This is a genomic window from Serratia sp. CY47444 (assembly GCF_052168635.1).
GTDB lineage: Bacteria > Pseudomonadota > Gammaproteobacteria > Enterobacterales > Enterobacteriaceae > Serratia > Serratia bockelmannii.
In genome coordinates, this window is the sequence record NZ_JBJNMH010000001.1 from 615120 (window position 1) to 634223 (window position 19104).

Sequence of the window (19104 nt, forward strand, 5' to 3'; positions counted from 1 at the left end):
GGTTAACTGTAAGCGTTGAGCGTGCGCTGGCACAAAGCGGAGCGTACGCAGTCCTGTTTTTCAAAGCGGATAACGCCGATCATCTCGTCCTCTTCGAAGCGTTCCAGGGCATCGCTGAGGCCGGATTTCACGCCGCGCGGCAGGTCGCACTGGGTCACGTCGCCGTTAACGATAACCGTCACGTTTTCCCCCAGGCGGGTCAGGAACATTTTCATCTGGCTGGCGGTCACGTTCTGGGCTTCATCCAGGATAACGACCGCATTTTCGAAGGTGCGTCCGCGCATATAAGCGAACGGCGCAATCTCTACCTTACCGATTTCCGGGCGCAGGCAGTACTGCATAAAGGAAGATCCTAAACGACGTACCAGAATGTCATACACCGGGCGGAAATAAGGGGCGAACTTCTCGGAGATATCCCCCGGCAAGAAGCCGAGGTCTTCATCCGCCTGCAAAACAGGACGGGTAACGATAATCCGATCCACCTCTTTATGGATCAGCGCCTCCGCCGCCTTGGCGGCGCTGATAAATGTTTTGCCACAGCCCGCTTCGCCGGTGGCGAAGATCAGCTGCTTATTCTCTATGGCTGATAAGTAATGACCCTGAGCTTCGGTTCTAGCCTCGATGGGTGAGCTATCGCGCTTGTCTCGCGCCATGCCGATAGACTCGACTCCCCCCATTTGCACCAGCGAGGTCACAGACTCTTCTTCCAGCTGGCGATGACTACGAGCGTCACGACGAATAACGCGTTTCGCTTCACGACGTGCTTTGATCACTGCTTTCTGTCTACCCATAGTGGCACCTTACAGTTTGTTTCACCTACCGCAACGGCCAGGCCGTGCGATTATGTTTCACACACGTATTAGGTTTTGGCCTCCTCCGAGCCAATAAGAGCCAAGGGACAATGTGAATTGACGGCAACGCTTAAGCGCCGTTTTTTCACGGGACAACGCGGACTGCATCAATAAACGTGGAGTAAAAAGTGGTGAGATTCGGTAGCGATAAGAGTGCGGAGTTGCCGGTAAAAGAGAGTCGGAGAGAGAACCCTCGTTACAACGAGAAATCAGGGGAGATGTGTTATTTTTTCTTTCCAGCCCAACCAAGGACTTTACCATTAGCGATCCCCGCAGTGATATTTACAGCTTCAAGCTGTGCACCGTGTGAAAACTACCGCCAGATGATTACAGTATAATGACATTCAATCCTGTCGCGTTACTAAAATGTAAAAAAATTTATATTTTTTGTTTTTAGTTATCGCTAAAACACTATATCACGCACGACACGTCATTCCACAAGAATTTATAATCTATAAATATCAATAAATTATAATTAAACAGTGCGAATGACACTTTGGTTTCCTGATTAAATTTTGCACAACCAAAAAGCCCACGCGGTGCGTGCTTTTTAATCCATAGGCCAGGTGTCGAATTGACTTTCGACGCTCAATCTTCCTTACGGCAGGCAAAACAAAGTAAAACGAGGCAGGCGATCCCGCCTCGTCATTTCGGGTTCAGGCCTTGAGCAGGCCGCTGGCCAGATAGTCACCGTTCTCTTTCACGCCCGGCAGCACGAAGAAATACCCGCCGCCAATCGGCTTGATGTATTCCTCCAACGCTTCGCCGTTCAGCCTTTTTTGCACCGTCAGGAAGCCTTTCTCCAGATCGGCCTGATAACAGACGAACAGCAGCCCCATTTCCAACTGCCCGGCATTGGAGACGCCAAGGGAATAGCTGTAGCCGCGCCGCAGCATCAGGTTGCTTTGGCTTTCCGGCGTGCGTGGGTTAGCCAAGCGAATGTGCGCGTCCATCGGGATCACCTTACCGTCGGGATCGTTCGCGTAATTCGGCTCGTCATGTTCATGCTTCATGCCGAGCGGCGCACCGCTGTGCTTCTCGCGGCCGAAAATGGTTTCCTGCTCCTGCAGCGGCGTGCGATCCCAAAACTCGACGCGGAAACGAATAATACGCGCCGCCTGATAGCTGCCGCCCGCCGTCCACGCCGGTTCGCCGACGCTGTCGCCGACCCACACCACCTTATCCATCAGCGGTTTGTCGTTGGTTTTCGGGTTGGCGGTGCCGTCTTTGAACCCCAACAGGTTAATCGGCGTCTCTTTGCCTTTGCTGCGCGCCGCGTGCGCGGAGATGAACCCTTCCCGCTTCCAGCGCACGCTGAGCAGATCCGGCGAGTGCTTGATGATATCACGCAGCGCGTGGAGAGCGGTTTCGTTGGTGTTGGCGCAGATCTGCAGCAGCAGGTCGCCGTGGCAAAGCCCGGCGTCCAACGCATCGTTGGGGAAGCGGGTCATTTTCTGCAATTTCAGCGGTTTGTGCGCCTGCAGACCAAAGCGTTCGTCGAACAGCGATGCGCCGACCGAGACAGTGATGGTCAGGTTGTCCGGGTAAATCTCCGGCCCCATGATGCCGGAATCGAGCGGCGGCAGCTTGGCGTCCACCTCCGGCGCCTTACCGCCGTGAGTCAGGAAGGCGATGCGATCGGTCAGTAGCCGGAACAGGCGCTCCAGCCCCGCTTTGTCGGTCGCCAGCACATCGAACGCCACCAGCATCATCGCCGCCTGTTGCGGCGTCAGCACCCCGGCCTGATGGCGGCCATAAAACGGCTGCTTCTGCCAGCGCTCATCCTGCGGCGTCGCCAACGGCTCCGCCACGTTGTCCGCCGCCTGCACCAGACGGGTGCCGCCCAGTGCCAGTGCGCCCAGCCCCAGCCCTTGCAGCAAACGGCGCCGCGAAGGCGATGCCGCCCCCTGAGAGTGCGGATGAGGCCCGTTATTCGGGCCTGCCTTGTTGCTCATAACCTTATGCCTCAGTCCAGACCCAACACGCCGCGCAGTTGGGAAAGATCTTCCGCCAGCGTGGTGATCGGCCCTTTCAACGCATTGCGATCGGCATCGGTCAGCTTCTCATAGGACTCATAGCCGTCTTTGGTTTGGTACTTCGCCAAGATGGTGTCCACGGTTTTGAAGTTGGCGTCGATCTTGTCCAGCAGCGGCTTATTGGCCTTGACCAGCAAAGGACGCAGCAGGTTGACTATCTTCTGTGCGCCGTCGACGTTGGCCTGGAAGTCCCACAGGTCGGTGCGGCTGTAGCGGTCTTCTTCACCGCTGATCTTGCTGGCCGCCACCTCTTCGATCAGCCCGGCTGCGCCGCCCACCACCTTGCTCGGCGGGAAGGTCAGTTCACTCACGCGCTTTTGCAGCTCGACGGTGTCGTGGTACAGGCGATCGGCGTAGGCGCCCATGTCTTGGGTTGAGTTGTCGGCAAACAGCGCCTTCTCCAGACGGTGGAAACCGGTGAAGTTAGGGTCCGCCGATTTCTTCTCGTAGTCGTCTTCGCGGGCGTCGATGCTGCCGTCCAGATCGGAGAACAGCTCGGCGATCGGCTCGATGCGCTCATAGTGCTGGCGGGTCGGCGCGTACAGCTTGCGCGCTTGCTCCACGTTACCGGCCTTCACCGCGTCGGTGAACAGCTTGGTCTGTTTCACCAGCCCATCGACTTCTTTGGTGACGTAAACTTTGTATTCGGCGATCGGGCCAACCAAGTCCAGCGCGTTCGGTTTACCGTCGGTGGCGCCATTGCTTGCCGCGGTGACGGTCAGTTTGCCTTTCGGGTTGCTGAGCAGCCCACAGGTCATGTCGTATTCGCCCGCTTCCAGCGTGGCGGTCATTTTCTGGGTGAAGCCCGGCGCGATGTTCTCGCGCTCTTCCACCACCATCACCCCTTTCAGGATTTCCCATTCGACGTTTTTCTGGCTGGTGTTATGCACCACAAACTGCGTTTTGCCTGCCGGCACCGTCAGCTGCATCGGTTCGCACTGCTTGTCGTTAACCGTAACCTTGACCTGCGGCACGTCCGCCGCCAACGCGTCGATGCTCAGCGCAAACGCCGGGATAGCCAGTAATGCTGCGTGCAACGCCTTGCGGCGAAATAACGGAGTAGACATACGAGATTCCCTATTAAACATTAATGATTGATTTTACGTTGCGCCGGGGCCGCTACCGGCTCCGCGCGCTGCGGCAGGAAAAAGAAAATCAGCGCCGGGATCAGATACAAGAAGTAGACCGCCACTTCGCTGACCGTCGGCGCTTCCTGGTACCCGAGGATGCCTTCCAGCAGGGTGCCGAACAGCGAATGGGTCGACAGGGTGCTGCTGAAATCGAAGGCGATAGCCTGGAAGTGGTTCCACAGGCCGGCTTCGTGGAAGGCGCGGATCGCTCCGGCGGCCAGGCCGGCGGCGACGAACAGAATGAACAGGCTGGTCCATTTGAAAAACTTGGCCAGGTGCAGCTTCACCCCACCCCAATAAATCATCATGCCCAGCACGATGGCGGCCACCAGGCCGAGCACCGCGCCGATCGGCGCTGCGGCGCCCACGTCTTGCTGGAACGCCGCCAGCAGGAAGAACACCGACTCCAGCCCTTCGCGCGCCACGGCGAAGAACACCATCGCCACCAGCGCCCACCCCTGCCCTTTACCGGCGTTGAGCGCCTGATCGATCGCCCCTTCCAGATGCACCTTGACCGACTTGGACACCTTACGCATCCAGAACACCATATAGGTGAGGATCAGCACCGCCACCACCGCCACGATGCCCTCGAACAGCTCCTGCTGTTTCTGCGGGAACTCGCCGGTGGTTTCATTGATGAAGATGCCGAGCGCCAGACACAGCGCCGCGGCGACAATCACGCCGATCCACACCGCGCCCAGCCATTGGCTGCGCTGCGTGCGTTTCAGGTAGCTGGCGATCAGGCTGACGATCAGCGCAGCCTCCAGCCCCTCGCGGAACATGATAAGAAAGGGAACGAACATAAATAATCACCCCTGAAAAGACCGCAGCGGCAGAGAAAACTGACTCGAAATGAGCGGCGGCAACTCTGTAAAGAAACGTAAAAACCAACGAGAGTGATTATCATTCTGCCAAGAAGAAATACAAGAGGCGCAAGCGTGATTTTTTCTAATCAAATGTCGCCAGGTGTTACAGCTGAGTGACAGTGGCGAACAGGCAAAAAAAAGGGACGCTCTGCGCGCCCCTTACCGACTGACATCGAACGGCGTTACACCGTTTTGTACTCGGCTTCCGCCTGATCGAAACGCTCGGTCATGGTGGCGGAAGGCTGGCGGCCCATCAGGCTCACCACCACGATGGCGAGGCAGCCCAGGATGAAGCCCGGGATGATTTCATACAGGCCCAGCCATTCGTATTGTTTCCAGACGATCACCGTCACTGCACCGACCAGCATGCCGGCCAGCGCGCCGTTGCGGGTCATGCGCGACCACATCACCGAAATCAGCACAACCGGGCCGAAGGCGGCGCCAAAACCGGCCCAGGCGTAGCTCACCAGCCCCAGCACGCGGTTCTCCGGGTTGGCCGCCAGCGCGATGGCGATCAACGCCACCACCAGCACCATCACGCGGCCGACCCACACCAGCTCGCGCTGGCTGGCACCTTTACGCAGGAACGCCTTGTACAGGTCTTCGGTGATCGCGCTGGAGCACACCAGCAGCTGGCAGCTCAGGGTACTCATGACCGCCGCCAGAATCGCCGACAGCAGCACGCCCGCTACCCATGGGTTAAACAGCAGCATCGCCAGTTCGATGAACACGCGTTCGCCGTTCTGCGACACGTTACCGGCTTGATCCGGGTTGTTGGCGAAGTAAGCAATGCCGAAGAAACCGACGGCGATGGTGCCGGCCAGGCACAGGATCATCCAGGTCATGCTGATGCGACGCGCGCTGCGGATGGTGCGGTGAGAATCCGCTGCCATGAAACGCGCGAGGATGTGCGGCTGGCCGAAGTAGCCCAGGCCCCACCCCAGCAGCGACAGGATGGCGACGAAGTTCAGCCCCTTCAGCATGTCGAGGTTGGCCGGGTTTTGCGCCTGGATCACCAGCATCGAGGTATCGATGCCGCCGACGGCGAAGATCACGATCACCGGCGTCAGGATCAGCGCGAAAATCATCAGGCTGGCCTGCACGGTGTCGGTCCAGCTCACCGCCAGGAAACCGCCGATAAAGGTGTAGAGGATGGTCGCTGCGGCGCCGGCCCACAGGGCGGTTTCGTAGCTCATGCCGAAGGTGCTTTCGAACAGGCGCGCGCCGGCCACGATGCCGGAGGCGCAGTAAATGGTGAAGAACACCAGGATGACGATGGCCGAGATCACCCGCAGCAACTTGCTGTTGTCTTCAAAGCGGCTGGTGAAATAGTCCGGCAGCGTCAGGGCGTTGTTGTTGGCTTCGGTATGTACGCGCAGCCTTCCTGCCACCAGCTTCCAGTTCAGGTAAGCGCCAATGGTCAGGCCGATGGCGATCCAGCTTTCGGAGATGCCGGAGAGGAAGATGGCGCCCGGCAGGCCCATCAGCAACCAGCCGCTCATGTCGGAAGCGCCGGCGGACAGCGCGGTCACCACGCTGCCCAAACTGCGACCGCCGAGAATATAGTCATCAAAGTTGTTGGTTGCCCGGTAGGCAAGCAGGCCGATCAGCACCATCCCGAAAATGTACACCAGGAAGGTCACCAGCATAGGTGTGCTCATTGTCATTTAATTCTCCACTTTCATTATTATTCGCGTTTCGCTCCGGCCAAGCCGGCGCCGGTAAACCCACGCGCAATGCATTTCACTGGCCGCCGCGCCGGAACGTGGCGCAGCCTGCGAGCAAGTGCAGGTAAAATAGTTTCTGCCCGTAATTGTTGACCGTCGGTTATCCTAGATGAGCCTTTCATCAACCAACAAGATATTTAACAACAAAGTTACACAAAGTTTACCCTGCGTCACATTTACCGGGCTCAAAGGTTGCACTCACGACAAACAAAATGAGTTGCACCCTGCTATTACCCTCATATACCGCAAGGTAAAGCGCCTGCGGCGTAATAAACCCCGCCGCGTTCGCTCAATAACGCAACATTCGTGCCAACTGCCTGTGTTAAAAAATCGATGAAACTCACACTTCGTTCATCCGCCTGATTTAACAAGGTTGCACAAAGTTGCAACATGCAGGATATTGTCTGCATTCTTGACACCACACATCACACGAACCTATCCCAACAGGCTTTCCAGCCTGCTGTTTGTCTAGCCTGATGGGATAGGTTCTAAACACAGGAGTTGGATAGGCATGGGCACTACCACAATGGGCGTGAAACTCGACGAGGCAACACGCGACCGGATCAAGAGCGCCGCGCAGCGCATCGATCGCACGCCGCACTGGCTCATCAAGCAGGCCATCTTTAATTACCTCGAGCGTCTCGAGAGCGGTACCGATATTCCTGAAATTCCAGCGCTGGCCGCTGCGGGCCAGCCTGAAGCGGACGACATTATGCCGCAAGCGCAGGAAGAGTCACACCAGCCATTCCTCGATTTCGCCGAACAAATTCTGCCGCAATCGGTGACCCGCGCCGCCATCACCGCCGCCTATCGTCGCCCGGAGACCGAAGCGGTGCCGATGTTGCTCGAACAGGCGCGATTACCTGCCGATCTTGCTCAGGCTACTCACAAAATGGCCTACGGCATCGCCGAGAAGTTGCGTAACCAAAAAAGTGCAAACGGCCGCGCCGGCATGGTGCAAGGCCTGCTGCAAGAGTTCTCCCTCTCCTCGCAGGAAGGCGTAGCGCTGATGTGCCTGGCGGAAGCGCTGCTGCGCATTCCGGACAAACCGACCCGCGATGCCCTGATCCGCGACAAGATCAGCAACGGCAACTGGCATTCGCACCTCGGGCGCAGCCCGTCGCTGTTCGTCAACGCCGCCACCTGGGGCCTGCTGTTCACCGGCAAGCTGGTGTCGACCCATAACGAAGCCAATCTGTCCCGCTCGCTGAACCGCATTATCGGCAAGAGCGGCGAGCCGCTGATCCGCAAAGGCGTGGACATGGCGATGCGCCTGATGGGCGAACAGTTCGTGACCGGCGAAACCATCGCCGAGGCGCTGGCCAACGCGCGCAAGCTGGAAGAAAAAGGTTTCCGCTACTCCTACGACATGCTGGGCGAAGCCGCCCTGACCGAGGCCGACGCCCAGGCCTACCTGGTTTCCTACCAGCAGGCGATCCACGCCATCGGCAAAGCCTCCAACGGCCGCGGCATCTATGAAGGCCCCGGCATCTCCATCAAATTGTCCGCCCTGCACCCGCGCTACAGCCGCGCGCAGTACGAACGCGTGATGGAAGAGCTTTACCCGCGCCTGCTGTCGCTGACCCTGCAGGCACGCCAGTATGATATCGGCATCAACATCGACGCCGAAGAGGCCGACCGACTGGAAATCTCGCTCGATCTGCTGGAGAAACTGTGCTTCGAGCCGCAGTTGGCCGGCTGGAACGGCATCGGCTTCGTGATCCAGGCCTACCAAAAACGTTGCCCGTTCGCCATCGACGCGGTGATCGACATGGCGCAACGCAGCCGCCGTCGCCTGATGATCCGTCTGGTGAAAGGCGCTTACTGGGACAGCGAAATCAAACGCGCCCAAATGGATGGCCTGGAAGGTTATCCGGTTTACACCCGCAAGGTGTACACCGACGTTTCCTACCTGGCCTGCGCCCGCAAGCTGCTGTCGGTGCCGAACCTGATTTATCCGCAGTTCGCGACCCACAACGCCCATACGCTGAGCGCCATCTATCACCTGGCCGGCAATAACTACTACCCTGGCCAGTATGAGTTCCAATGCCTGCACGGCATGGGTGAACCGTTGTACGAACAGGTAGTGGGCAAAGTGGCCGACGGCAAACTGAACCGCCCTTGCCGCATCTATGCACCGGTCGGCACCCATGAAACGCTGCTGGCTTACCTGGTGCGCCGCCTGCTGGAAAACGGCGCCAACACCTCGTTCGTCAACCGCATCGCCGACGCCACCCTGCCGCTCGACGAGCTGGTGGCCGATCCGGTCAGCGCCGTGGAAGCGCTGGCGGCCAGCGAAGGCCAGATTGGTCTACCGCATCCGCGCATTCCGCTGCCGCGCGAGCTGTATGGCGAGAAACGTACCAACTCCAGCGGCCTGGATCTGTCCAACGAACAGCGTCTGGCCTCACTCTCCAGTGCCCTGCTCACCAGCGCCAGCCATCCATGGCGCGCGGAACCTATCATCGATGCCGAGTTGGATCAGGGCGTCGAGCAGCCGGTGATCAACCCGGCAGAGCCAGGCGATGTGGTCGGCTACGTACGTGAAGCCACCGAAGGCGAAGTCAGCCGTGCGCTCGACGCCGCCGCGGCCGCCGGCCCAATCTGGTTCGCTACGCCGCCGACGGAGCGCGCCGCGATCCTCGAACGCGCCGCCGAACTGATGGAAAGCCAGCTGCAAAGCCTGCTGGGCATTCTGGTGCGCGAAGCGGGTAAAACCTTCAACAACGCCATCGCCGAAGTGCGCGAAGCGGTCGACTTCCTGCACTACTACGCCGGCCAGGTGCGCGACGACTTCGCCAACGACAGCCACCGCCCGCTGGGCCCGGTGGTCTGCATCAGCCCGTGGAACTTCCCGCTGGCGATCTTCACCGGCCAAATCGCCGCCGCGCTGGCGGCGGGCAACAGCGTGCTGGCCAAACCGGCCGAGCAAACGCCGCTGGTGGCCGCGCAGGCGGTGCGTATCCTGCTGGAAGCCGGCATTCCGCAAGGCGTGCTGCAGCTGCTGCCGGGCCAGGGTGAAACCGTCGGCTCGACGCTGGTTAACGACGCCCGCGTCCGCGGCGTGATGTTTACCGGCTCCACCGACGTCGCCGGCATTCTGCAGCGCAGCATCGCCGGCCGTCTGGATCCTCAAGGCCGTCCGACGCCGCTGATCGCCGAAACCGGCGGCCTGAACGCCATGATCGTCGACTCCTCCGCCCTGACCGAGCAGGTGGTGACTGACGTAGTGGCCTCCGCCTTCGACAGCGCCGGCCAACGCTGCTCCGCGCTGCGTATCCTGTGCATTCAAGAAGACGTGGCCGAGCACACGCTGCAAATGCTGCGCGGCGCGATGGCCGAATGCCGCATGGGCAATCCGGAGCGCCTGTCGACCGACGTGGGCCCGGTGATCGACGCCGAAGCCAAAACCGGCATCGAACGCCACATCCAAGCGATGCGTGCCAAAGGCCGCAAGGTCTACCAGGCCGCCAAAGGCAGCGCGCAGGATGAGAAAGAGTGGGCGCGCGGCACCTTCATCAAGCCGACGCTGATCGAGCTCGACAGCTTCGACGAGCTGCAGAAAGAGATCTTCGGCCCGGTGTTGCACGTGGTGCGCTTCCAGCGCAACAATCTGGACGCGCTGGTCGATCAGATCAACGCCGCCGGTTATGGCCTGACGCTGGGCATTCACACCCGTATCGATGAAACCATCGCCCGGGTGACCGAACGTGCCAAGGTCGGCAACCTGTACGTCAACCGCAACATGGTCGGCGCAGTGGTCGGCGTGCAGCCGTTCGGCGGCGAAGGCCTGTCAGGCACCGGCCCGAAAGCCGGCGGTCCGCTGTACCTGTACCGTCTGCTGGCCAACCGCCCGGACGACGCGCTGCAACGTACGCTGCACCGTCAGGACGAAGAGCGCCCGATGGAAGCCACCGCACGGCCGCAGCTGCTGGGTGCGCTGCAATCGCTGGAGAAATGGGCGGTCACCAGCCAACACGGCGAACTGGCGGCATTGGCGCAGCGCTATGCGGAACTGGGCCAGGGCGGCACCGTACGCCCGCTGCCGGGCCCAACCGGCGAGCGCAATACCTATGCCCTGTTGCCGCGTGAACGCGTGCTGTGCCTGGCGGATAACGAAACCGACGCGCTGACCCAGCTGGCCGCCGTGCTGGCGGTTGGCAGCTGCGTGCTGTGGCCGGAAGCGGAACTGCAGCGCAATCTGTTCCGCCGCTTGCCGAACGATGTGCAGGCGCGCATCGCCTTCAGCAAAGACTGGCAGCAGGATAAGGTCGAGTTCGACGCCGCCATCTACCACGGCGATGCCGACCAGCTGCGCACCCTGTGCGAGCAGATCGCGCAGCGCGGCGGCGCCATCGTTTCGGTGCAGGGCTTCGCCCACGGTGAAACCAACATCCTGTTGGAACGCCTGCTGATCGAACGTTCGCTGAGCGTCAACACCGCCGCCGCCGGCGGTAACGCCAGCCTGATGACCATCGGTTAACGCATCGCCAAGGCGGCCATGCATGGCCGCCTGATTGGCTCACCGCTACGCAAACCCTGCACTCGTGCAGGGTTTTTTATTGTCCGCAGGCCGATCAGCCGTTAGCGCCTTATTATCCTTACAGGGTGGGGCGTCGCTCTTGGACGATAACAACATAGACGGATTATTCTGTTTGAAAGCCGCGTCAGAGCGCTACGAGACGCATTGACTCTCGGGTTCGGCAATATCCGGGATACGGCAGCCGCAGCGGATTTCTCGCCGCCGCGCGAAACGAATGGTTGAAAGCGGAGTGAATGCGGTCGGGGGAAACGCCCCCGACGCCTTATTGACTCCGGAACTTGTCGAGGAATTGCTGGGTGCGCTGATGCTGCGGATTGGCGAACAGCGCTTTGGCCGGGCCCTGTTCGACGATGCGGCCGTGATCCATAAAGATAACCCGGTCGGCCACGTCGCGGGCGAAGCTCATCTCATGCGTGACGATCACCATAGTGCGTTTCTCTTCCGCCAGTGAGCGCATGGTATTGAGCACTTCCCCCACCAGCTCGGGATCGAGCGCCGACGTCGGCTCATCGAACAAAATCACCTCCGGCTGCATCGCCAGCGCGCGCGCGATAGCCACCCGCTGCTGCTGCCCGCCGGACAGTCGACGTGGATAAGCCTGCTCTTTGCCGCTCAGGCCCACCTTGGCCAGCAACGCGCGGGCGCGCTGTTCCGCGCTGGCTTTCGCCTCGCCTTTAACGATAACCGGCCCTTCGATGATGTTTTCCAGCACCGAACGGTGCGGGAACAGGTTGAAGTTCTGGAACACGAAACCGACCTGCTGACGCAGCGCCCGCACCTGATTTTTCTGTTTGCTCAGCGGCTTGCTGCCGTCGATCAGGATATCGCCGACGCGAATGGTGCCGGAATCCGGCTCCTCCAGCAGGTTGATGCAGCGCAACAAGGTGGTTTTCCCCGAACCGCTCGGCCCGATGATCGCCACCACTTCGCCGGCGTCCACCGCCAGATCGATCCCATGCAGCACCGTCTGACCCTTGAACTGCTTGGTCAATTGCTTAACTTCAATGGCACTCATGCGCTACTCCTGATCCTGGCGATTAACGTGGGCTTCCAGACGGTTTTGCAGCGCGGAAAGCAGGGTTGCCATCACCCAATAAATCAGCGATGCCGCCAGGTACATGGTGAACACTTCCAGCGTGCGCGAGGTGATCAGCTGCGCCTGGCGGAACAGTTCCGGCACCTGTATGGTGGCGGCCAGCGAGGTGTCTTTCACCAGGCCGATAAAGCTGTTGCCCAGCGGCGGCAAGGCGGTGCGCGCCGCCTGCGGCAAGATCACCCGACGCAGGGTTTGCCAACGGGTCATGCCGATGCTGGCGGCGGCTTCCCACTGCCCTTTGTCGATCGACGAAATCGCCGCACGCAGCGTTTCCGAGGTGTAAGCGGCGGTATTGAGCGACAGGCCAATCAGCGCCGCCGGGAAGGGATCGAACTCGATGCCGAACTGCGGCAGACCGTAATAGATCATAAACAGTTGGGCGATCAACGGCGTACCGCGGAACAGCGACACGTAAATACGCGACAGCCACGACAGCGGCCACAACGGCGAAAGGCGCATCAGCGCCAGCAGAAAACCGAGTAACAAGCCTAGCGCCATACCGCCCAGGCTGAGCTGAAGCGTCAGTATTGCGCCCTTCAATAAAAATGGCGCTGAATCCAGCGCCAGTTGAATACTTTCGTGCATTATTTAGTTACGTCCGCGCCAAACCATTTCTCGGAGATCTTCGCCAGCGTGCCGTCTTTTTGCATCTCGGCGATCGCCTGGTCAATCGCGGCCAGCAGCTCTGGGTTGTTCTTGCGCAGCGCCACGCCGGATTCCTGGCGAGAGAACGCCGGGCCGGCTACCGCCAGCGTATCGCCGGTTTTCTTCACCAGATCCAGCGCCGCCAGGCGATCCACCAGAATGGCGTTGATGCGGCCAACGCGCAGATCCTGATACTTGGTCGGATCGTCGTCGTAGGTGCGCACGTCTACGCCCTGCACGTTCTCGCGCAGCCATTGCTCATAGTTGGTGCCCAGGCCAACGCCGACCTTCTTGCCCTTCAGGTCTTCCGGCTTGGTGATGGTGCCTTCGTTGCCCTTTTTCACCAGCGCCTGAATACCGGAAACGGTATACGGAGTGGAGAAGTCATATTTCTTCTTGCGCTCATCGGAGAGCGTCACCTGGTTGATGACCACGTCGATACGTTTCGAGTCCAACGACGCCAGCATGCCGTCCCACTTGGTCGGGTTCAGCTTGGCTTTCACGCCCAGATGTTCCGCCAGCGCGTTGGCGAAATCCACTTCAAAACCGGTCAACTTGCCGTCTTCACCCTGGAAGCTGAACGGCGGATAGGTGCCTTCCAGCCCGACGATCAGCGTGCCGCGCTGTTTCACCTGCTGCAGCAGGTTATCAGCGGCGTAGGTTTGAGTCGTCACACCGGCGGCCAACGCAATACCCACCACGCCCAACAACCATTGACGACGAACTTTCGCAAACATCATAAACACCCCTGTGTGTTATTTATCTTTTTTGATATCAGCACTTTAACAGTGCGACCGCCCGCATAAAGGAATATAACTTTATAAATATAGTTCAAAATGGAATAACAAGCGGTTTTTACACCTCCGGATGGTAGGCGAACAGCGCCGGCGCACCGCCGGTGTGAACGAACAGAATAGGGCCCTCATCGCGGAAGCGCCGCTGGGCAATGCCGTCGATCAAACCGGCCATCGCTTTGCCGGTGTATACCGGATCCAGCAACACGCCCTCTTGCTGCGCCAGCAGCTGAACCGCCGCCATGCCCTCTTCGTTCGGCATGCCGTACTGCGGCGCGAAATAATCGTCCCACAGCGCGATCGGCGCCAGCTCGTCGATATTCAGCGAACAAGCCAGGGCTTTCTGGATCTGCTCCACCTTCGGCAGTTGATCGATCACGGTGCGCGAGACCGTCACGCCGATCAACTCGGTTTCCGGCAGCAGCTGTTGCAACCCCACCGCCAGCCCGGCGTGAGTGCCGGCGCTGCCGGACGCCACCACCACAGAACTGAACGCCACGTTGCTGCGTTGGCTCTGTTCGGCAATTTCCAATGCGCACTGCACATATCCCAGCGCGCCCAGGGCATTGGAACCGCCCACCGGCACCACGTAAGGCCGGAACCCCTGCGCCTCAAGGCGCGTCGCCAGTTCTGCCAGCTGTTGCTGCGGATCGTGCAGCGCTTCGCACATCACCACCTCGGCGTTGAACAGGCCGAGCAACAGGCGGTTGCCGTTGGTCAGGTAGTTTTCCGCGCGGGTGTCGATAGGGTTTTCCAGCAGCGCGACGCAGTGCAGGCCGAGTTTCGCCGCCACCGCCGCCGTCTGGCGCACGTGGTTGGATTGAATGGCGCCGGCGGTGACCAGCGTATCGGCGCCTTGTCGCAGCGCGTCGGCGGCCAGAAACTCGAGCTTTCTCAGCTTGTTGCCACCCATGGCCATTGGAGTGACATCGTCACGTTTGAGGTAGATTTCGCGGCCGAGGTAATCGGAGAGACGGGACAGCTTTTCGAGCGGTGTGGCGGTGCCAACCAGATCCAGACGCGGAAATTGCGCCAGTTGTTGTTGCAGGTTCACTACTTCCCCCCAGGGAATCGAATATCAACATCTGATAACCGATAGATTTAGCAGATGTGAACTGAATAATCATCCTTTATCACGGGGGAAACAGCAGGCCCCGGCCCAACGGCCGGGGAAAAGTCTCAGTAGCTGCGCTGCCAGGCGAGATACTGATCGTATTTGCGCAGCGCAATGCGGTAGTTATTGTGCGCCGCGGTAGGCAGATCGTCGATGATGCGCTGATGGCTGGCGCTGCTGGCGAATTTATCCGCCGGATAGTTGCGCGCCACCAGCATTTCGTCCAGCCGGCGCAGCCGCACTACATACTCACGGATGGTGCTGTGGCTCATCTCGGTCTGTTCGAACAGATACTGCTTGAACGCCATGATGTCGAAATAGCTCGGGTGGCTGTTGCAGGAGATCTCGCTGCAAAAGCGGCACAGCGCGGTCAGCTCGTGCTGCACGTTTTGCCAGACCGCATCGTCGATCGGCTGATCCATGCGCGCGATGGCTTCTTTATTGATAATCTTGCCGCGAAACACCAGCGCCATGCGGTCCAACAGTTTGCCGCACTGGGAGCAATGGGTCTGGCTGTGCTTGTAGTCTTTCAGGTAACGGCTAAGCGGCCGTTTCTTCAACAGTATTCCTGGCATAAAGGGCAGTCCGATTGTCGCATGAGTCATCGAGTTGAGGGGCGGCGGGTCGCCGTCAGGTATCGTTCGCCAGCCGCGCACGCAGCCGTTTGATCGCCTGACTGTGCAGTTGGCTGACGCGGGACTCCCCGACGTCCAGCACGGCGCCGATCTCTTTGAGATTCAACTCTTCCTGGTAATACAGCGTCAGCACCATTTTTTCGCGCTCCGGCAACGCCTCGATGGCGTCAATCACTCGTTGGCGCAGGCTGCCTTCCAACAGGTGATGCAGCGGGTTGGCCTCTTCATGCCCTTCCAGCATCGGTTCCGCGTTCTCGCCATGCTCCTCGCGCCATTCGTCGTAGGAGAAAAGCTGGCTGTTATTGGTGTCCAACAGAATTTGACGGTACTCATCCAGCGAGATATTCAGCGTCTGCGCCACTTCCGTCTCGCTCGCCGGGCGGCCGTAACGCTGTTCCAGTTGCCGCATCACCTGCGCGACCTCGCGCGCATGGCGCCGCACGCTGCGCGGCACCCAGTCGCGGCTGCGCAGCTCATCGAGCATCGCGCCGCGAATGCGCTGCACCGCATAGGTGGTAAAGGCGGTTCCCTGTAGGGCGTCATAACGCTCAACGGCGTTCAATAGCCCGATTCCCCCGGCCTGCAGCAGGTCGTCAAGCTCCACGCTGGCGGGCAGCCTGACCTGCAGGCGCAACGCCTCGTGGCGCACTAACGGCACGTAGCGCAGCCAGAGAGAATTTTTGTCCATCACGCCTTCGGCGGTATACAGATCGCTCACTATGTCTTAAACCTGCGGATAAGAGAGTCAGCGCTATTATGCGTAGGGGGCGAAATGCCAATCGGCTGAACAGTCGCACAAAACGGGCTTTATTTGCGCCATGTAATAACCGCGCGGTGCGCGAGCATAAAAAAACCCCGCCGAAGCGGGGTTTCTTTGCGACAGTTAATCGGGAGAGACGATTAACGCAGCAGGGACAGCACGTTCTGAGTCGACTGGTTAGCCTGTGCCAGAACAGATGTGCCAGCCTGTTGCAGGATGTTGGCACGGCTCATGTTGGACACTTCGGTCGCGTAGTCAGCATCCTGGATACGGGACTGAGAAGCGGCCAGGTTGTTCACGGTGCTGTTCAGGTTGTTGATAACAGAATCGAAACGGTTCTGTACCGCACCCAGGGAAGAACGCAGGCCGTCAACCTGTGCCAGCGCTTTGTCCAGGGTTTTTAACGGATCTGCGGTTGCCATATCAAATTTAGCTGCATCGCCTTTGGTGACTTTACCATCATCAGCAATCTCTGCTTTAGCGTATGTTTTAGTACCATCAGCTGCAGTGGTCTGTACGAAGTAACCATCTTTACCATCGGTAACCAGAACATTGTCTTTATTCAGAGCGGCAGAGCCAGCAATGTCTACAGCTTTATCGGTAGCGCCATCGGTTTTTTTACCAACTACAGTCTTGTCTGCAACGTCAGTGAATGCTGGAGTACCCTTAGCAACGCTGAAGTCTTTCAAGCCCAGTTCTTCGGCATTAATTTTCTTCAGTTCGATATCGATGGTTTCACCGTCGTTAGCGCCAACCTGGATGGTCAGTTTCTGATCGCTGCTCAGCACTTTCACGCCGTTGAAGTCAGTCTGCGCGGAGATACGGTTGATTTCCGACATACGCTCGGTGATTTCGTCCTGGATGGATTTCAGGTCGCTGCTGGAGTTAGAACCGTTCTGCGCCTGTACGGTCAGACGACGGATGTTCTGCAGGTTGTCGTTAACTTCGTTCAGTGCGCCTTCGGTGGTCTGCGCCAGGGAGATACCGTCGTTGGCGTTACGGGAAGCCTGAGTCAGGCCTTTGATGTTCGCGGTGAAACGGTTGGAGATCGCCTGACCCGCAGCATCGTCTTTCGCGCTGTTGATACGCAGACCGGAAGACAGACGCTCAATCGCAGTGCCCAGAGAAGACTGAGATTTGTTCAGGTTGTTCTGCGCCATCAGCGACAGGCTGTTAGTGTTAATTACTTGTGCCATTGTTTGCTTTCCTTACGAGTCAGTTGCGTTCTTCGCAACACAGTTAAAAGGTTCGGGCTTATTTGCCCACGGCGTCAACCACCGTCCCCTCAGGTATCGGCTCTCCCCTAACAACCTTTAGAATTTTTTTAATTTTTTTTGCACCGCCGGCAATGGCGGAAATAACGTGGTTTTTCCCTCCTCTATTGCGCCATCGGTTTTTTGTTTTTTTCGGTAAACTTTTTCATCACTGGGCCGATAACGCGTAAAGCGAATAAAGTCATCATCAAGGAGAATTACTCATGGCAACGATCAGTTCATTAGGTCTCGGCTCAGGACTCGACCTCAACGGCCTGCTGGATAAGCTGACCAAAGCGGAACAACAGCGCCTGACCCCCTACACCACCAAGCAATCCAGCTATAACGCCCAGCTGACCGGTTACGGCACGTTGAAAGGCGCATTGGAAAAGTTCGACAACCTCAGCAAAGAGATGGCGAAAGAGGATTTCTTCAAGGCCACTACCGCCACCGAACACGACGCCTTCAAGATCACCACCAACGCCAAAGCGGTGCCGGGTAACTACGTGGTGGAAGTGAAAAAACTGGCACAGGCACAAACCCTGACCACTCAGGCGAAAGTCAGCGATCAGGGCGCTAAATTAGGCACCGAAGGTGCCACCGACCGCTCGCTGACCATCACCGCCGGTAACCCGCCGAAAGAAACCAAGATCCCGCTCAGCGACGATCAAACCTCACTGCTGGAGCTGCGCGACGCCATCAACGGCGCCAAGGCCGGCGTCACCGCCAGCATCATGCGCGTCGGCGACAACGACTATCAGCTGGCGATCAGCTCCTCCACCACCGGCGAAAACAACAAGATTTCCCTCCAGGTCGATAACGACAAGCAACTGGGCGATATTTTGAACTACAACGCCACCCGCGGCACCAGCACCGCCATGAAGCAGACGGTCGCGCCGCAGGATGCAGAGCTGGTGGTAAACGGCACGGAGATCAAACGCAGCACCAACTCGATCAGCGATGCTCTGCAGGGCGTCACCATCGATCTGAAAACCAAAACCAAAGACACCGAGCCACAAAACCTGGTGATCAGCACCAACACCGCCGGCACCACCGACAAGATCAAAGAGTGGGTCGACGGCTATAACGCGTTGCTGGACACCTTCAACGCGTTGTCCAAGTTCACCCCGGTGAAAACCGGCGAAGCGCCAAACCCCAGCAACGGCCCGCTGCTGGGCGACAACACCCTGCGCGGCGTTCAGTCGTCGATCAAAAGCGCCCTCAGTGCCGCGCAGGATAACCCGGACCTGAAAGGTATCGGCAACCTGGGCATCACCACCAACACCAAAACCGGCAAGTTGGAAATCGACAGCGCCAAGCTGAAGAAAGCGATGGATGAGAAGCCGGATCAGGTCAGCAACTTCTTCGCCGGTAACGGCAAAGACACCGGTATGGCCACCGAGATCCACAACGAGATCCAGAGCTACATCAAATCCGGCGGCATCATCGAGAATTCGACCAAGAGCATCAACACCAACCTCGATCGCCTGAACAGCCAGATCACCACGGTCACCGCCAGCATTCAAAGCACCATCGACCGCTATAAACAGCAGTTCGTTCAACTGGACACCATGATGTCCAAATTGAGTGGCACGAGTGACTATTTAAAACAGCAATTCTCCGCAAAGTAACCCTTTAACAAGGTAAAGAAAAC

The 19104-nt window shown here is 58.8% G+C and carries 14 protein-coding genes and 1 pseudogene; 3 read left to right on the top strand and 12 right to left on the bottom strand.

Annotated features, from left to right (window positions below; translation table 11 throughout):
* Positions 1 to 2: 2 nt before the first annotated feature.
* From phoH to putP, 5 genes are all read right to left on the bottom strand, one after another.
* Complete coding sequence (gene phoH, locus ACJ8IL_RS02835; protein WP_015378226.1) at positions 3 to 791, bottom strand: phosphate starvation-inducible protein PhoH; 789 nt, start codon at positions 789 to 791, stop codon at positions 3 to 5.
* Between the two features lie 716 nt (positions 792 to 1507).
* On the bottom strand, positions 1508 to 2806 hold the full coding sequence (gene efeB / locus ACJ8IL_RS02840) for an iron uptake transporter deferrochelatase/peroxidase subunit (RefSeq protein ID WP_435967684.1): 1299 nt from the start codon (positions 2804 to 2806) through the stop codon (positions 1508 to 1510).
* 11 nt (positions 2807 to 2817) lie between these two features.
* Positions 2818 to 3954, bottom strand: a complete 1137-nt coding sequence (gene efeO, locus ACJ8IL_RS02845; protein ID WP_060433344.1) for an iron uptake system protein EfeO — start codon at positions 3952 to 3954, stop codon at positions 2818 to 2820.
* 20 nt (positions 3955 to 3974) lie between these two features.
* Positions 3975 to 4820, bottom strand: coding sequence for an iron uptake transporter permease EfeU (gene efeU / locus ACJ8IL_RS02850; protein ID WP_060433347.1), 846 nt, complete (start codon positions 4818 to 4820; stop codon positions 3975 to 3977).
* Between the two features lie 245 nt (positions 4821 to 5065).
* Positions 5066 to 6550 (bottom strand): sodium/proline symporter PutP, encoded by a 1485-nt coding sequence (gene putP / locus ACJ8IL_RS02855; RefSeq protein ID WP_033634960.1) that lies wholly within the window; start codon positions 6548 to 6550, stop codon positions 5066 to 5068.
* Between the two features lie 571 nt (positions 6551 to 7121).
* Here putP and putA point away from each other — a divergent pair.
* Together putA and ACJ8IL_RS02865 are read left to right on the top strand one after the other, a co-directional pair.
* The gene (gene putA, locus ACJ8IL_RS02860) at positions 7122 to 11093 is read left to right on the top strand and encodes a trifunctional transcriptional regulator/proline dehydrogenase/L-glutamate gamma-semialdehyde dehydrogenase (protein ID WP_025303235.1); all 3972 of its coding nucleotides are present in this window, start codon (positions 7122 to 7124) and stop codon (positions 11091 to 11093) included.
* Positions 11094 to 11293: 200 nt separating this feature from the next.
* Positions 11294 to 11386, top strand: a pseudogene (locus tag ACJ8IL_RS02865) (type II toxin-antitoxin system HicB family antitoxin); the annotation flags it as partial.
* A 29-nt stretch (positions 11387 to 11415) separates the two neighbouring features.
* Here ACJ8IL_RS02865 and tcyN read toward each other — a convergent pair.
* The 7 genes from tcyN to ACJ8IL_RS02900 all read right to left on the bottom strand — a co-directional run bounded on the left by tcyN (position 11416) and on the right by ACJ8IL_RS02900 (position 17393).
* Positions 11416 to 12168, bottom strand: a complete 753-nt coding sequence (gene tcyN, locus ACJ8IL_RS02870; protein ID WP_406903615.1) for an L-cystine ABC transporter ATP-binding protein TcyN — start codon at positions 12166 to 12168, stop codon at positions 11416 to 11418.
* A 3-nt stretch (positions 12169 to 12171) separates the two neighbouring features.
* Positions 12172 to 12834 carry a cystine ABC transporter permease gene (tcyL, locus tag ACJ8IL_RS02875; RefSeq protein ID WP_025303237.1) on the bottom strand — a complete coding sequence of 221 codons (663 nt, stop codon included), beginning with the start codon at positions 12832 to 12834 and terminating at the stop codon, positions 12172 to 12174.
* Positions 12834 to 13634: a cystine ABC transporter substrate-binding protein gene (tcyJ, locus tag ACJ8IL_RS02880; RefSeq protein ID WP_025303238.1), complete on the bottom strand. Its 801-nt coding sequence runs from the start codon at positions 13632 to 13634 to the stop codon at positions 12834 to 12836. Before tcyJ ends, tcyL begins: the two co-directional genes overlap by 1 nt.
* A gap of 115 nt (positions 13635 to 13749) precedes the next feature.
* Positions 13750 to 14742, bottom strand: a complete 993-nt coding sequence (locus tag ACJ8IL_RS02885; RefSeq protein WP_442516328.1) for a D-cysteine desulfhydrase — start codon at positions 14740 to 14742, stop codon at positions 13750 to 13752.
* 125 nt (positions 14743 to 14867) lie between these two features.
* A complete protein-coding gene (gene fliZ / locus ACJ8IL_RS02890) occupies positions 14868 to 15377 on the bottom strand; it encodes a flagella biosynthesis regulatory protein FliZ (RefSeq protein ID WP_025303240.1) in 510 nt (169 codons plus the stop codon).
* A gap of 55 nt (positions 15378 to 15432) precedes the next feature.
* A complete protein-coding gene (locus ACJ8IL_RS02895) occupies positions 15433 to 16155 on the bottom strand; it encodes an RNA polymerase sigma factor FliA (RefSeq protein WP_004934752.1) in 723 nt (240 codons plus the stop codon).
* Positions 16156 to 16337: 182 nt separating this feature from the next.
* Complete coding sequence (locus ACJ8IL_RS02900) at positions 16338 to 17393, bottom strand: FliC/FljB family flagellin (protein ID WP_442516329.1); 1056 nt, start codon at positions 17391 to 17393, stop codon at positions 16338 to 16340.
* Positions 17394 to 17674: 281 nt separating this feature from the next.
* Here ACJ8IL_RS02900 and fliD point away from each other — a divergent pair, with 281 nt between their 5' ends.
* A complete protein-coding gene (gene fliD, locus ACJ8IL_RS02905; RefSeq protein ID WP_197835012.1) occupies positions 17675 to 19081 on the top strand; it encodes a flagellar filament capping protein FliD in 1407 nt (468 codons plus the stop codon).
* Positions 19082 to 19104: the final 23 nt, after the last annotated feature.